Here is a 14,611-nt window from a genome sequence, read left to right as displayed (position 1 = left end):
CAAATTTGAGACCTATTGGTAAACGGTTGTGTGTCGGCGGACGGGTCTGAAGCGCGTGTCCGTCAGCATCTCTTCGTCTTCGTCGAAATCGGCGTCATCTGCGGGGTCGGCATCGATGGGCTTCAGCCAGCCGATGTGACCAAGTGTGGCGGAGCTGTTGCTGTCCATGAGGACTGCGGAAGCGCACCGTTTCGGAAGCGCAAGTTCGATTTCGTATTCAATTTCCAGACCCAGATAGAAATCGATGAGATCGAAGAGTTTTTCGGTCCACGGATTTGGTTTTGCGCGTGTTGGCGGCAGGAACTTCCGATATTCATCCAGGGAACTGGTGAAGATCCGGATTCGAATTTTGTCGCTGACGCTGTATATCTTTGAACCGACGATCGTATCCATACCCAACTGTCCGGCGCCACCAGGCCCGAACCCGCCGATGCTGAGCTGATCGTCCGGCTCGAGATGCAACCATGTGCCAACGCATTGATCGATCTCCACATCGACGCCGAAGACACCAGTGATCAGCGCCTTCAGGCGCGCCGCGCTTTTGGTCTTGGCCGACGTCAAGCCCGCGAACAGAAGTTTCAGTCGGTCGTCGATCCCATCAAGGTTCTGGTAGACCTCGCTTCCGATGCCGATGCCGGACCCCAGATAGGCGAGAAAGCGGTCGTCATCGGGCCGATCGTGCTGAACGATCGGACGCGCGTCGGCCCAGGCCCGGAAAAACAACTGGACAAAGCGGTTGTTGAACACGTCAAGAAAGCGCGGGAAGCTGTCCTCGCCCTGAAGGCCGCGCATAATGGCTTCGTCGGTATAGGCTGACGGCAGCGCTCCTTGCGGTCCGAGCATACCTAAAAAGCGTTCCAACAGGATCAACCCGTTGTCGACATCGCGTGTTGCACGCTCGATTGTAGACGTTGGGAATTCGCTGGACGGGTCCTGGCCAAAGCGCACGATGTCTTCCATCAGGCGCCGGCTCTTTCCGATGCGTGGTGGTGCCGGCTCATCCGAATTCTTGGGGCCCATGCCGCTCGAGGCAGCGCCGGGTGCGGTTTGTCCTTCGAGCATGCGAAGTACGGCAAGAAGATCGTGTCCACCCGGGTGTTTCTGAATTCGCTCGCTCAGCGCTGCGAGCAGCGACGCATATTGCTGTTGAACCGGCACCTCGATCCGGCTTTCAACCGGTGGCTCCACTTCTTCCGGCGCATCGGTGTCGACTGTGGTGCTTTCGCTCAGGTCAGGATCGGAAGGACCGTCCTCTTCCTGAACGCTATCCGCCGCAACAGGATCTGCGACGCCGGACTTTTGGGCCGCTTCCGTGCCTGACAAGGCGGCATTGGAAACTGACGTTCCTGTCTCCTCGGCCGAAATGTCATTCACATCGGCGACGGGCTCTACCGAAGCAGTGATTTCTGCATCTGCCTGGGTCGCTTCCGTTTCTATCGCGGCCGATAGGATCGTTTCGTCTGGTTCCGGCCAGAGCTCTGAGGGTGCTTGGCCATCATCAGTGTTTTCAGATGTACGGCTTGCATCGGTGGAAGATGGTTCAGGGTCGGAACCAGGCTCCGCTGAGCGCTCCACCGAACCTTCATTCACAACGGCGAACGTTTCAGAGGATGTCTGGTCTTCCTTATCCGATTGTATCGGTTCCGCTTCCATCGCAGGCGATAAGATCGACTCATCAGGTTCTGGCCAGAGCTCCAATGGTGTTTGGTTTTCGTCAGCTTCTTCCGATGTTTGACTTACATCGCCTGTAGACGGATCAGCATCCGAAACAGGTTCCGCTGAGCCCGATTCATAGGCTTTATCTACTTCGGCTGGCGCTTCAGAGGACGTCTGGTTTTCAGCATCTGATTTCATCGCCTCCGCTTCAGTCGTGGGCGATAGGATCGGGTCTTCAGGCTCTGGCCATAGCTCCAGGGAAGCCCGATCTGCGTCCGTGCTTGCGTCAGAGTTGTTTGTACCAACTTCTTCTTTCAAGGACGTGCCAGCAGTGGTCGGATCAGCTTCAGGGTTTTCAGACTTGAGCGGTTCATCCGGTTCTGGATCGACGGATGAAGGTGTTTCGTCAGGTTCGGGCCATGCAGACTTTGACCCTGCAAATTGGACAATTGTCTTGTCGGCCGCAACAGGATCGTCTTTGGGCTTTACTTTTGTCATCCTGTCCTTGTTGGAGCCTTCGCTCATATGATCCCCTTCGCGCCGATCCGTGGGGGCCACCTCATGATGACCCCGCGCTCGGTGGTCGCGATCACGCATTGGGTGAAATGATTGATCGAAGCATATTCGGCCAGAAACCGGTCAAGAACCGCGCCCAGCAGGAATGCGCTGGCGCCTTCGAAAGCCTTGTCGTCCAGCGAAATGGTAATTTCCAGGCCGCGCGCCACACCGGTACCAGATTTCTGCTGCAGCCGGCGCACGACTGGTCGCGTTGAAACGGCGCGAACGGATTGCGCCTGACGATCGGCGGCATTGTCGGACAGTGGCGCGAACAGGCTCAAGATATCCCTAAAGGAGCGGCCGTCCTGACCGGCCGCATCGTGCACGAGCCCTGTATGGTTGAGCGCCAGAATATTGATGAGGCGCCATGCAATGGCGCCGGCGTGTCCTTCCTCGCCGAGCCGTTCATTATAAGAAATCAGCGGGGGGCGTGGATGTGTCGGGCCTGCAACGCAATCCACTTTCAGATTGATGTCGTCAAGGATGCGAAAGTCGCCGATATCCGACTTGTCCGGATTTGTTCCGACCGGCAGGTCGGCCGCGAGTGCACGGTTCGACGCCATGACTTTCAGTGACAACTCGGCTAGCCGCTTGTTGCCACTGTGGAGCAGGGCCGCGGCCTGGGCACCGCTGGAAATCGTAATGAAGGTTTCGGTTCCTATGTAGGAACTTGGCTGCATCCTGCGAATTTCGCTCGAAGATTGCCGGCGGGGGAGGCGGCGAATGGTGTAGAACCACTCGTGACCGGCCTTTTCAGTATCCGGCGCCACGCTGTAGAGCGGCTCGACGGAACGCTTTTCGCCACCGGAAAAATGGGCATTGACCTCGGTGACGGAATGCACCTCGTAGTCCAGCGGCCTGGTCCTGTCGGTGATGACAGCAAACTCGTGTTGCCCCTTTTTGATGGGGACCCTGTCCGTGGCACGTTCGAAGAGATTGACGGCAGGCGCCGTGTGCAGCGCGAAGATCTTGCTCTCAACGTGGGAGGAAAGACGTGACTCGGCCTCATCGAACACAAAGACGATTTCGAAGGACTTTGCGTTGACCCTGTCAAGATAGCGACGCAGGCCGGTCAAGCGGAAGCCCAGGTAGCTGCGCGGAAAATTGAAATAGTCTCTCAGATAGTCGAACCCGATGAACAGACGCCTGTCATTGCGCAAAAGTGCATCATCCTCGTCAAAGCCCAATTGCTCGACAGCATCGACGGGAAACCGCTGTAGCGAGGCCTGTCCGAAGGCGTCTTCCGTTCTGATGTAAACCGCAAGGGTGTGTCCGAAGATCTGCTCGTAGACTTTCGCGGCCAGGTCCATCGGACCAACCAGACGGATCGGAAGCGAATCTATCCGGCACCCGGCAACCTGGTATTCCGGCTTTTTCAGTGCCTCGTCATCCGAAACTTCGTTTTCCCGGTCTTCGGACATTCTGTGCGTCAGCTTGATTGCGAGACCAGCACGCACGCGCCGGTCTTCTGCCATGGCGGCTCCAAGGCCGGATACCTGCGCTGCAGAGCTGAGATACTTGGCACCGCTCAGTTCCAGGGGGGTGAGAACGATCGGTGAGCTTAGCGTGAAGCGGCAACGAACCTCGCCCTGGCGCTCCCGGAAAACGGCTTCCATCGGGGAATGCCTGTCCACCTTGATCCCGTTTCTGAGGTTGGCGTCACCATATTTGGGTGTCACGTTTGCCAATACCATGGAAGGAATCGGCGCGAGGGCGGATGGGTAAAGCTGTTCAAAGAGATTGGACGTGAATTCGGAGAATTCGTGCTTCATCTTCAGCTGAACACGGGCGGCGAGAAACGCGGTTCCCTCCAGCAACCCCGACAACATCGGATCGGAGCGGTCTTCCAGTAATCCACCCAACCGTTCTGCCACGGTGGGATAGGATTCGGCAAACGCGGCCCCTTGCTCACGCAGATAAATGAGTTCCTGATTGTAAAGATCCAGAAATTCCCGGTTCATGCGGTTGCCCCGATAATCTTGATGCGGCCGAAGGCCGGGTCGACGTCAGCGACGAACTCGCTTGCAACGCGTACCGGATCGCACCGAATTTCAGCTTTGATCAGAAAGCGAACCTTGAATGAATCGCTTTCAAATTCAGTGTCGCGCACCACCTGCAGGGTGCGTGGGTCCATGCGTGGTTCAAACCGGATAAGAGCTTCGCGAATGTCGTCCGCCAGCCGTTCGATCCTGATCGTGTCCACAACATGGACAGACAGGTCCGGCAGGCCGAAATTCAGGATAGAGCTTTCAACCTCGGGAAAATCGGAGAGGTCCTGCGTGGAATTGAGGTTCACAGTGTTCAGCAATGCCTGGAGGTCGCGCCGTACTTCGGCAAGCAGCGTATGTTCGGTCACGCCGTAACTGCGTGAAAGCCGACGTCCCGACTTTAGGTTCTTTCCCTTGGCGCTTTCTTTCTGGCGCTCCTGTGCAGCTTTGTAGTCCGGGTCGTCCATAGCCCGGAAAGCCCACATGAGCGGCGAATGCATTTTCACGGTCGATTTTGCCATCGGGAACGCCCACGCGATTCCAATTCCGGAGACTTGTGAGAGGCAAGCGGCGCGTGCGCGTTTCTCGCGCCCAGGTGTAACGATATGCCCCTCGAAAAAAGACCGGCCGCCACCGGGTAGGTGGCAGCCGCTTCGGCAAATGCCTTACTTCTTTTCGTTCGCAGCGATATCGAATGCGAACTCGGGTGCAGCACCCTTGGAGCCATCCGGCTTCTGTTCGGTGTACATGACTTTGTATTCACCGAAGTTCAGCGTCATGTTGGCGGTCACCCGGTCCGACGAACCACTTCCACCTGTAGAGTAGCTGGTGACGATGATGTCTTTCATCTCAAGCTTGAGATATTCAATCGGGGTGTCACCGGCAGCTTTACGGGTAATGAACATGCCTTTCGGAATGTGTTTACCGGTTGAAAGATGGTTCAAAAGCGCAGGAGCGGACTTGTCGACATAAATCGTCAAGCTGAGATCCTGGAAATGTGCTTTACCCGAACCGGAACCCGAACCCATGTGAGTGGTACCGGATTGCGATGCACCCCAGGACCAGGACAGAACATCGATCTCGTCCTTGTGGGTTTTGTCCTGAGCTTCACCCTTGATGCCTTCAAGCTTGATAAATGAGTCAATAGCCATTTTATGTAATCCTCTTTTGTTCAGTCCGGTATCAAATGACCGGTACCGTTCTTCCAATGTTTAACATCTACCTCGGGCCTTCTGGCCCAAACCCCTAGGCGCGTTTGCGTCTCGTTGCACCTCCACCCGGGTAAACCGGGAGTGCATCCTTGCGGGATGCGTGTCATCCGGACGGGCTGCCGCCCGGATGACAAGTCTGAAAATCAGGTTCCGTCTTGCGGAATTCTTGAGGCCAGGCTCATGCCGATATCCATGCCCTCGAGCTGATAATGCGGACGAAGGAAGAACTGGGCTCTGTAGTAGCCGGGATTTTCCTCGTCATCGATGATGGTGACCTTGGCCTCACGAAGTGGCTTGCGAGCCTTGGTCTCCTCCGTCGAATTGTCCGGATCGCCATCGACATAATCCATGATCCAGTCGTTCAACCAGCGCTGCAGCTGAGCGGATTCCTTGGTGGAACCGATCTTGTTGCGCACCATCACTTTCAGGTAATGGGCAAAACGCGTGGTCGCGAACATGTAAGGCAGCCGTGCCGACAAGTTGTCCGATGCAGTGGCGTCCTTGCCGTCTGGACCCGAGAATTGGCGCGGTTTGAAGACCGACTGAGCGCCAAGGAAAGCCGCCTGGTCGGTGTTCTTGCGGTGGATCAACGGGATCAGACCGAGGCGCGAGATCTCATGCTCACGGCGATCGGAGATCGCGATTTCAGCCGGGCATTTCTGGTCGACGCCACCATCGTCTGTCTCAAAGACGTGGGTCGGCAGATCTTCAACCAGACCACCGCTTTCAACGCCGCGGATCCGAACCGTCCAGCCAAACTCCTTGTAGGCCTTGTTGATGTTGGTGGCCATGGCATAGGCAGAGTTCATCCAGGCGTAATTGTCGTGGCTCTCTTCACCGAACTCTTCCTCAAAGGCGAATTCCTCGACCGGATCGGATTTCGCACCGTAAGGCTGACGCGCCAGCACACGTGGCAGCGACAAACCGAGATAGCGGGCGTCTTCCGACTCGCGCAACGTACGCCACTGCGCATGAATTTCCGTGTCGAAGACCTTTGACAGGTCACGTTTGCTCGGCAATTCCGTCCAGCTTTCCATCTGCATGAGCTGAGGGTCGGCTGCAGCAAGGAACGGTGCATGGGCAGCAGACGCGATTTTCGCCATACCGCGAAGCACCGTGATGTCCTGCGGATCGTAGCCGAACTCGTAGTCGCCAACGAGACAGCCGTAGGGCTGACCGCCAAGCTGACCGAATTCAGCTTCGTAGATCTGCTTGAACAATGGGCTCTGATCCCACTTTGCACCACGATAGCTCTTGAAGACGCCTGCAAGTTCCCTTTTGGAGATATTCAGGAACTGCAGCTTGAGCGAAGCATCCGTCTCCGAATTGTGAACCAGATAGTCGATGCCGCGCCAGGCGCTCTCGAGTTTCTGGAACTGCGGCGCGTGAATGATCTCATTCACCTGCGACGTCAGCTTTTCGTCAAGCTTCGCGATCATCTCGTCGATGGTGTCGTAGACATCATCCTTGATCAGTGCCTGATCGCCCAAAGCTTCGGACAGGAACGTCGACATTGCATTGTCAACAAGTTCATTGGCCGTTTCGTTTTCGCTTTTGATCCGGAAATTCTGCTTCAAAATGGAAGAGAATTCCTCCGGGCTTTGTTCACTCGTAGCTTCGCCGGCTGCGGCCCCACTTTTTTGAGCGCTCGTATCGGTGTTGCTCATTTATGCCTCCTCTTTGTCGCCTTCCGCAGCGTCGCCGCCCTTGGATGAAGCGCTTTCGGACTCCATCTTCTGTGCCAGTGCCTGCATAAGCGCAGGATCGCGGGTCAGCTCCTCCAGCTGGCTGATCGCCTGAACGCGCCCATCCATCATCGTGCGCAGGGCAGCAAGACTGTTGCGAGCATCGAGCAGCTTCTTAAGCGCCGGAACCTGCTCTGCGACTTTGCCTGGCGTGAAGTCGTCCATGTTCTTGAAACGAAGTTGCACGCTCATTTTGGAATCGTCTTCGCCGGAAAGCTTGTCTTCCACGGTGAACGACGTTCCAGGCTCGATGGCTTCCATGCGCTTCGAAAAGTTGTCCATATCGATGTCGAGAAATTTGCGCTCATCGATGTCGGATTTTTCAGTACCCGGATTGTCACCGGACAGATCAGCCATGACCCCCATCACGAAGGGCAACTCAACCTTCTGTTCCGCGTCAAAGGGATCCTCGTAGAAAATGTGGACCCGCGGTGGTCTGTTGCGCTTGATGAAGCTTTGCCCGCTACTTGATGCCATTGTACTTGCCTTTCATATTTTTGATCCGAGAAAAATTAGATCAAATTTAGTCAAATACTCGCGCGGTACGTGAAAATGTTTCGAATTTGTATGTACCGCGTTTTGTTCTATGAGTTTGTATTTACAGCGATTGACGGATTTTTGTAGTGACGGCAGTCACACGTATGTCGCTTTGAAATTTTCCCCCAAATATTGAGGACCTGTTGCGGCTGTGAGTCAAGGAGAAGTATGCGAACTCTAGGGAACCAAAGACGTTTCGACGGGTCATGACAAATTCAGCCTTACTCTTCTTCCTCGGGCCTCAAAAAGAGATTGAGCAGTCCGGTAAACGACCCTGTACTCATATTTTGTGCCTCTTCAAGCAACATGGGAATCGGGCTCGTCGGTTCGTTTGCGGAGTAGTACCCCTTCACGGCAGAAATACCTTTTATGGCATCGTTGCGATTTTCGATGACCATCACTGAGAATTCTTCGATATCGCCGAGATCCCGTTCTTCGCCTTCGTTCAGCTCAAGCAGGCGGTCGTTCGACAATTGAAGTCCGCTGGCACCCAGAATGAGCGCAACTTCTTCGAATCTTCTCGGCATCAGGATTTTAAGGGCGTCCAGATAGGACTTACCGACCAATCCTCTTGCTTCGCGCACCAGGAAGAGGGTGGGGTGCGAAGGTTCGCGCAACGAATAGTAATCTTCTACCGCGTCAAGAATCAGTTTGGCCTGTGCGGCGTTTTTGATTTCAAGGTTTGCGGTCGATGATGCGCCCGCCTCAGAAGATTGGGCTGATTCATCATCTGCCGCACCTTCCGCGTCTTCCGGCGACATGCGCCCCAGGCGGACATTCAGCTCCGCGTTCATTTCCTGCAGGAGCGTAGTCAGATTCTCGTAGTTCGGCGGTGTCGCCTTGGCTTCGGCCTCTTTCAGTTTTTCGGTGCAGACGTCGGCGATTGCCTGCAATTCAACGGGCAGTTCGCTCAGGTCGCGCAGGACATCGTCTATGGCATCCTGTTCCAGCTCACCCGATGTCAGGGCCGCTTCGATCGCGCCGAGGGAAATGATGTGTTCGTTCGGTTGCGGCGTCACATCGCCATTGGCAATTTTGATCGCGCGATAGCTGATTGGGCCGCTGCGCCGTGTTTTGAGGAGAGGCGCCGCCTCGAGTGGCAACCTGACGGTCGGTCTGTTGTTGAACGCTTCGAGAGCGCCAATGCGCTCCATGAACCCGAAATCCGCATCCGACGGATGTACCGTGTCCCAATGGCTTTCCAGTAGCTTGCGGATGATCCTGATCACATTCGCAAACAAATGCAGCTGACCATTCAAAAGTGCGAACTGGGCCAGCATCGTCAGCAGGCGGACATCTCTCGATTGCTTGAGAAAACCCTCCATCTGCTTGAAAATATCCGTGAATTCGATCTCCGATTTATCGAAGTCGCTGAAACGCTCTGGGAGCATTTCCTCACACGAATCCATCAGTGCCGCAAAGGCGGGTTCCGTGTCATAAAGATCAGGACCGCATCCAGCACCGGGGGATACTTCGCTGCCATATGTGTCCGGATCGAAGTTCATTTGATTTCCTGCCCCAATTCAGTGCTTCTGCCGAAGTTGGTTCCGGCAGAAGCGTCGCCCGGATTGTTGTTTTATTCCAAGACCAGCTTGCTCTCAACGCGCCTGTTTGACGGATCGTTGACATCGGCAACCTTCGGGCGGGTCTCGCCATAAGCGACTGTTTTCAGCCGATTGCGTTCTACGCCGAGCGAAACAAGATATTCGGATACGGCCTGTGCCCGGTCTTCTGAAAGACGCTGATTGTAGTTGAGCGAGCCGATGCCGTCGGTATGGCCTTCGATAACGAACACAGCGCTTGCAAGTTCAGGATCGGCTATGCCTTTTGCGAATTCCTTCAGGTTCGCTCGGGCAGCCGGGCTGAGGCGTGCAGAGGCATTTTCGAACGATACGAGCAGATTGAACCCTGCGTCGATCGCCTTGGTATCCGGATCCACCACAAGGGTTTCGGCCGTTTGCGCCGCGTCGCCGGTGGCATCGCTTTCGGTTGTGACGGCAACCTGGCCGCCTTCCTGCTTTGCGCCGTTGGGATTACACTCATCCCGCGTTCCGATGCAGAGCGCGCGGGTCGCGCCGGTCGGTTTCAGAGAACGGGTTTTCAGCTGCTTGAAATGCTTGCTGACTTCATCGGCTGAAAAAGTCGCGTCCTGCGCAACCGCGGACCCGGGCGCAAGTGCGCTCACTGAAACTGCGAGCGCCAGCGCGGTGCTCATTGTCAGAAATTTCAATTTCGAAAAAGTCCTCTCGGCGCGGTGAGTTGATGTGCCGGAGACGAATTGGCGATGGGTCACGATTTCAATCCTCCCTTTGGAGTTTGAGCGAACAGTGTCGCAATGGATATTGAAATACATCGTGCCATAAACCAGAAAAAAATAATGTGGCGAAAGTCACTAAACTGCGGTTTGATTTCAGTATGTCAATTTGTGACGAATAAGCAAGAGCATGAGGGTGTGAGATATTCGTGAGTTAGTTAAGAATCTAATGTGAGTTTTTTTCGAATTTCTTGACAGTTGGGTAAGTTACCAAACAACTCTTGGTAAAATTAGGATTCGGTGTTTAAATTTTTGCAACAACTGTGTTCCCGAGCACATCAATTTTGTCAGAAATGACATAAATAGAAGCGAACGCCTGCAGCAAGCAGCCGAATGCAATTTAAGTATTTTCAAGGAGACCTCCGTGGCCACAGGACAACTCAGACAAACCGATCGCATGGCCGAACTCACATCGGTCTTCGGCGATGACGTGCTCTCCCTGGTAACCATTGATTGCGATGAAGGATTAAGCGAAGAGTTCGAGATTCGCCTTGAAGTCGTCAGCCAACAGGAAGATCTTGATTTCAACCAGGCGCTTGCAACGCACATGACTGTGGAAGTCAAAACCAACAATGGCGACATCAGATATTTCGACGGGTTGCTCACCGATGCCAAGTGGCTCGGACACAAGGACGGCTACTACAGATACAAGCTGATGCTGCGTCCCTGGTTCTGGCTGCTGACCAAGAATTCGAACTGCAGAATGTTCAAGGAAAAATCTGCGCCCGACATTATCGAGGAAGTTCTCGGAGAGCATGACTTTGCAGATTTTCAAAACAAGCTGACTGAGAGTTATGATCCGATCCATTACTGCGTGCAGTACCGGGAGTCGGACTATGACTTTTGCTGCCGGCTGATGGAAGAATTCGGCATCTCCTACTGTTTCGAGCATCAGGACGGCAAGCACATGATGATTTTGGCGGACGCCAAATCGTCTTACAGCCAAATCGAAGGCGATCCGAATATTCCCTTCATTCCGCTTGCTGGCGACAGCCAGCGCGATGAGGAGCATCTCTACGAGTGGATTGGCGGTCGTACGTTCAGAACCGGAAAGTTCGCCGTCAACGACTATGATTTTGAAAAACCGAGTGCCTCACTGGAAGCCGATAAGGACGCAGGTTCGCCATACCGGGCCGGATCGCTCGAAAAATATGATTACCCCGGTCGCTACACCGAGAAGGACAAGGGGACAAAATATAGTAACATTCGTCTGGAAGCAGAACAGGCGGGCGACAACCGCGTTGAAACAGCTGGTGAAGTGCCGCGGTTTTATGCCGGCGGTCTTTTCACGCTGAAAGATCATCCGCATGGACCGCAAAACAAGGAATACCTGATCGTTCGTGCGAGCCACCAGATTATCACCGAAAGCTATCGCTCCGGCGACTCCGCATCGCAGGGCGAAGCGTATACCGGTACCTATGAAGTTCTGTCGTCGGACATCCCGTTCAGAACACCCGCGAATACGCCCAAACCAAGTATTCCCGGACCGCAGACGGCGAAAGTAGTCGGAGAGGGCGAAATCGATGTCGACGAATACGGTCAGATCATGGTCGAGTTTCACTGGGACCGTGACAAGACGCAGTCCCGGCGAGTCCGCGTTGCGCAGGTTGTTTCCGGCAAGAATTGGGGCGGTATGTATATCCCGCGTGTTGGACAGGAAGTTATCATTCAGTTCCTGGAAGGCGACCCTGACCAGCCGATTATTGTCGGTACGGTGTATAATGCCGAGAACATGCCGCCGTATCCGCTGCCCGGCGAGAAAAACAAGTCAGGCATAAAGACCGACTCGACCATTGGCGGCGGTGGCTACAACGAGTTTGTTCTGGACGACACCAAGGGCCAGGAGAAGATTGGTGTACACGGCCAAAAAGACATGGAAACCGTGATCGAAAACAACGAACATCTGCACGTTAAGAATAACCGGACGACTGAGATTGACAACAATCGCAGCGAAAAGGTCGGCGTGAGCGTTGATGAAGAAATCGGAATGTCCTGGACCGTAGATGTTGGCACTTATATTGAGTTCAAGTGCGGTTCCAGCAAGATCACCATGTCACCCGCGATGATCGAGATAAAATCGCCGGTAATTCAGATAAAAGCCGACGTATCCTTGCAAGCTAAGGGTACGATTACACAAGTCAACGGAACCGCGACCCACCTCGTAAAAGGTGGTGTTGTTCTGATCAACTGACCAAATTCGCTGGAAGTCGGCCTGTCCGCATATGGAGTGAATTGAATGGGATCCCGGATCCGTTTTACAAAAGCAACGCAGGTGTTTGATACCTTCGCCGATTTGCATGAAGATGTCCGAATGGCAGAGGGAGATGTGACGCCACAGGAGTACGCGCTCGCTTTGTTGGAAGGCAGCGAACCGCTTTCGGCACTCCTTTATTTCGCGCATGTTTTACCGAAACCGGAAGCAGTCTGGTGGGGTTTGAAATGCGTTGAAGGCCTAGATAGCCACAAAAGTGATCATGACCGTAAAGTCTTGGACCTTTGTGCGAATTGGGTACGCGAAGGAGATGAAGAGGCACGCCTCGCTGTGTTGCCGGAGACAGAAGATCTAGAAAACAACAGCCCGTCGGTTTGGATTGGACGTGCTGTAACATGGTCTGGTGGGTCGTTGTCGCCAAATCCGGATTTTCGAGTGGATGTACCTCCGGGATTGACGGCAAAGGGGGTAAACGCGGCGTTGCAATTGGCAATCGCCAAGCTCGATCGCTTTGAAAGGGGCGAAGCACCGAGACAGTGTATTCGATCCGGTCTGTCATTTGCCGAAGGTGGCGTGATGCCGGTTGTGAGCGTGAAGAAGCAGGCTGTAACCTGAAAGTAAGTGGGACCTCTCGGGAATGCGCATAACGCTCCAGATTGAAAATGTGGATCGGCTCGAAACCGGTGGCCAGGTGTCGTATTCCTGTGCCGACCGAGGGTTCGACATCGGCCGGCATGAGCACCTTGATTGGAGCCTGCCGGATCCGGAGCGTGTTGTTTCGGGAAAACACTGTGAAGTACGCTTCGAGGGTGGGAACTTCGTTCTCTACGACGTTTCGACAAATGGCACGTTTTTGAACGGCAGTTCAAACCGTATGGACAAGGCGCATGCACTTCGATCCGGTGACCGGATCATGATCGGTGACTATATCGTCAAGGTCACTCTGGACGCCGAGCAGGCCATGAGCGCCGGTTTCTCCGGAGCGCCAACCGCTGAGCCGCCATCTCAGCCTGCACCGTGGCAAACCCCGCAACCGTCTGCACCGCCGGTACAAGAACCCCAGTGGCCGGCTGCACCGCCACCCGGTCAGCCTGCCTATCCGGCCGAAGAGGCAAACAATCCCTGGAACACTCCAACGTCAGGCATGGAAGGACGGCATGCGCCGCCCTCGCAGACGCCTGGCATTGGAACGCCCGCAGACGATGTCTGGAGCCAGCAGGGGCATGGCTGGGGGAGCGCGGATCCGGCACTTTACGATCCTCAGTCGAATGCGCCGCAGGCAGAAGCGGCGAGACCTGCCCAGGCTGATCCTCTGGATCATCTGGCAGCACAGCCCAGCCTTCAGCCCCATGGTCAACCGACCTCTCCCGCACAGGCACCGCAGGCAGTGCCCCCACAACCGCAATCGTTCCCGCCCGCTCAGCAGGAAGCCGCTGATAACCAGACGGCAGAGCCCTTGTTCAAGATGCCGGATATGGCTGCAGAGGGCGTGGCTGCGAGCGCGGACGGTGGGGCGGCACCGACGGCGAGCGCCTCCAGTGCGCCGCCGGCACAATCTGACGGTGCCGTTGCAGCAGCGGAGGCCTCGCCGTTCCCCGAGGCACCGGCAATGGAGGCAGCGCCAGCGGAGATCCCGCAGGAAATCGAAGCACCTTCCGCGGAGCCTCCGCAAGCACCCGTGGAACCTCCTGTTCAACCAGCCCCGGCCGTCAGCGAAGCGCCGAAACCACAGTCTGTTGAAAGCACTGCACCGGCAAAAGAAGCGGTGGCCACGAACAACGAAACCGGGAAAGAATTTCTGAAAGCGTTTTCGGAAGGAGCGGGCATTCCCGATTCGGTGCTTGCCGACCGGGATCCGGAAGAGTTTGCGCGGGAAATGGGCTCAATCCTTCAAGGCATCACAAGCGACTTGATGGGATTGCTTCAGGCGCGAAGCAAGGTGAAGGCGATGACCAGAAATGCAAATCGCACGCTGATCAGCCGGAGCGGCAACAATGCGCTCAAATTCTCGCCCACGCCCCAAACGGCACTCCAGACTATGCTTGCGCAAAATGTAGAGGAAACCGGTTATCTTCCTTTGCCGAAGGCAATGACGGCGGCGTTCAAGGACATCCAGAAGCACCATGTCTGGACATATGCGGCCATGCAGAAGGCTGCGGCCCGTTTTGACGAAACGCTATCGCCTAAAGCGATTGAGGAGGAAGGCCAGGTTGCCAAGAGTACCTTCGGAAACCAGAAGGCCAAACTCTGGGAACGCATGCAGGAACGATGGACTTCGCTCTCCGGAGCGTATGACGATGGTCTCGTCGGTGTTTTCACGCAATACTTTACGGAAAGCTATGAAGAATTTTCAAATGATGAGCCGGAGTGAAAATCCGTGCATGCATATT

General features: G+C 55.1%; 11 protein-coding genes. 3 read left to right on the top strand and 8 right to left on the bottom strand.

Going from position 1 to position 14,611, the window contains the following annotated elements; all coding sequences use genetic code 11:
- Positions 1–12: 12 nt before the first annotated feature.
- The 8 genes from tssG to Q0915_RS10220 all read right to left on the bottom strand — a co-directional run bounded on the left by tssG (position 13) and on the right by Q0915_RS10220 (position 9,925).
- Complete coding sequence (gene tssG, locus Q0915_RS10255) at positions 13–2,181, bottom strand: type VI secretion system baseplate subunit TssG (RefSeq protein ID WP_299471004.1); 2,169 nt, start codon at positions 2,179–2,181, stop codon at positions 13–15.
- Positions 2,178–4,175: a type VI secretion system baseplate subunit TssF gene (gene tssF, locus Q0915_RS10250; RefSeq protein ID WP_299471002.1), complete on the bottom strand. Its 1,998-nt coding sequence runs from the start codon at positions 4,173–4,175 to the stop codon at positions 2,178–2,180. Before tssF ends, tssG begins: the two co-directional genes overlap by 4 nt.
- Entirely contained in the window at positions 4,172–4,723 is a 552-nt protein-coding gene (tssE, locus tag Q0915_RS10245; RefSeq protein ID WP_299471000.1) for a type VI secretion system baseplate subunit TssE, read from the bottom strand. Before tssE ends, tssF begins: the two co-directional genes overlap by 4 nt.
- 144 nt (positions 4,724–4,867) lie before the next feature.
- Positions 4,868–5,353: a type VI secretion system tube protein Hcp gene (locus Q0915_RS10240; protein WP_299470998.1), complete on the bottom strand. Its 486-nt coding sequence runs from the start codon at positions 5,351–5,353 to the stop codon at positions 4,868–4,870.
- A gap of 203 nt (positions 5,354–5,556) precedes the next feature.
- Positions 5,557–7,080, bottom strand: coding sequence for a type VI secretion system contractile sheath large subunit (tssC, locus tag Q0915_RS10235; protein WP_299470996.1), 1,524 nt, complete (start codon positions 7,078–7,080; stop codon positions 5,557–5,559).
- Positions 7,081–7,635: a type VI secretion system contractile sheath small subunit gene (tssB, locus tag Q0915_RS10230; protein ID WP_299470994.1), complete on the bottom strand. Its 555-nt coding sequence runs from the start codon at positions 7,633–7,635 to the stop codon at positions 7,081–7,083.
- Positions 7,636–7,916: 281 nt separating this feature from the next.
- Positions 7,917–9,200, bottom strand: a complete 1,284-nt coding sequence (locus Q0915_RS10225) for a type VI secretion system ImpA family N-terminal domain-containing protein (RefSeq protein WP_299470992.1) — start codon at positions 9,198–9,200, stop codon at positions 7,917–7,919.
- 71 nt (positions 9,201–9,271) lie between these two features.
- The gene (locus Q0915_RS10220) at positions 9,272–9,925 is read right to left on the bottom strand and encodes an OmpA family protein (protein WP_299470991.1); all 654 of its coding nucleotides are present in this window, start codon (positions 9,923–9,925) and stop codon (positions 9,272–9,274) included.
- 448 nt (positions 9,926–10,373) lie between these two features.
- On the opposite strand from Q0915_RS10220, the gene tssI reads away from it, so the two are divergent.
- The 3 genes from tssI to tagH are packed head-to-tail and all read left to right on the top strand — an operon-like array spanning position 10,374 to position 14,592.
- Positions 10,374–12,200 carry a type VI secretion system tip protein TssI/VgrG gene (gene tssI, locus Q0915_RS10215; RefSeq protein ID WP_299470989.1) on the top strand — a complete coding sequence of 609 codons (1,827 nt, stop codon included), beginning with the start codon at positions 10,374–10,376 and terminating at the stop codon, positions 12,198–12,200.
- Positions 12,201–12,245: 45 nt separating this feature from the next.
- Positions 12,246–12,836 (top strand): hypothetical protein, encoded by a 591-nt coding sequence (locus Q0915_RS10210; RefSeq protein WP_299470987.1) that lies wholly within the window; start codon positions 12,246–12,248, stop codon positions 12,834–12,836.
- 22 nt (positions 12,837–12,858) lie between these two features.
- On the top strand, positions 12,859–14,592 hold the full coding sequence (gene tagH, locus Q0915_RS10205) for a type VI secretion system-associated FHA domain protein TagH (RefSeq protein ID WP_299470985.1): 1,734 nt from the start codon (positions 12,859–12,861) through the stop codon (positions 14,590–14,592).
- Positions 14,593–14,611: the final 19 nt, after the last annotated feature.

This window comes from uncultured Roseibium sp., assembly GCF_947494555.1.
Taxonomy (GTDB): Bacteria; Pseudomonadota; Alphaproteobacteria; order Rhizobiales; family Stappiaceae; genus Roseibium.
This window is presented reverse-complemented; position numbering and strand designations above follow the sequence as displayed.

Bases quoted from the DNA above. Each gene is read 5' to 3' on its own strand.
- tagH (WP_299470985.1), top strand. From the start codon at position 12,859: ATGCGCATAACGCTCCAGATTGAAAATGTGGATCGGCTCGAAACCGGT.
- Q0915_RS10210 (WP_299470987.1), top strand. From the start codon at position 12,246: ATGGGATCCCGGATCCGTTTTACAAAAGCAACGCAGGTGTTTGATACC.
- tssF (WP_299471002.1), bottom strand. From the start codon at position 4,175: ATGAACCGGGAATTTCTGGATCTTTACAATCAGGAACTCATTTATCTG.
- tssG (WP_299471004.1), bottom strand. From the start codon at position 2,181: ATGAGCGAAGGCTCCAACAAGGACAGGATGACAAAAGTAAAGCCCAAA.
- Q0915_RS10225 (WP_299470992.1), bottom strand. From the start codon at position 9,200: ATGAACTTCGATCCGGACACATATGGCAGCGAAGTATCCCCCGGTGCT.
- tssB (WP_299470994.1), bottom strand. From the start codon at position 7,635: ATGGCATCAAGTAGCGGGCAAAGCTTCATCAAGCGCAACAGACCACCG.
- tssE (WP_299471000.1), bottom strand. From the start codon at position 4,723: ATGGCAAAATCGACCGTGAAAATGCATTCGCCGCTCATGTGGGCTTTC.
- tssC (WP_299470996.1), bottom strand. From the start codon at position 7,080: ATGAGCAACACCGATACGAGCGCTCAAAAAAGTGGGGCCGCAGCCGGC.
- Q0915_RS10240 (WP_299470998.1), bottom strand. From the start codon at position 5,353: ATGGCTATTGACTCATTTATCAAGCTTGAAGGCATCAAGGGTGAAGCT.